We start from the raw sequence: 435 nt of genomic DNA, 5'->3' as shown, positions 1-435 counted from the left end.
CACCGCATTGGTTTTTATGTAGGTTTTTCGGTCTTTTTGCACTTAATAGTGGGCGCTCTCTGGTTAAGGCAGGATGCTGATTTTGTCGTGGCGACCAAAGCTACCGAAAGCGTTTCCATGAGCGTAGGGTTGCAGGCCGCTATGGCGGGGGAAGAGCAAAAGAGTGAGGCTACCCAGCCCGACACGGCTCAAGCGAAAGTACCTTCAGTCACAACGTCGGACTCGGCCCCTAAGGAGGCTCTTCAAGAGGTTGTCGATGAGCCTTTGTCAGAGCTTCCAGAGCCAGCAGAAGATAAGGCGCCCCCTCCTGTTGAGCGCAGAAGCCCAGAGGCTAAGGCTGATAAGCCCGTACCAGAACCAGAACCAGAGCCAGAGCCAGAACCAGAACCAGAACCAGAACCAGAACCAGAACCAGAACCAGAACCAGAACCAGAA

General features: G+C 54.0%; 1 protein-coding gene. It reads left to right on the top strand.

What is annotated here, in order from left to right; translation table 11 throughout:
* Positions 1–87: 87 nt before the first annotated feature.
* Positions 88–435, top strand: a 348-nt coding sequence (locus ACT3RQ_RS17745) for a hypothetical protein (RefSeq protein WP_444680994.1), incomplete at its 3' end; no start/stop codon positions are given.

Source organism: Halomonas sp. AOP43-D1-4, assembly GCF_052446175.1.
Classification (GTDB): Bacteria; Pseudomonadota; Gammaproteobacteria; order Pseudomonadales; family Halomonadaceae; genus Vreelandella; species Vreelandella citrativorans.
The sequence above is the reverse complement of the archived record's forward strand: the minus strand, read 5'-3'. Positions and strand labels throughout refer to the sequence as shown.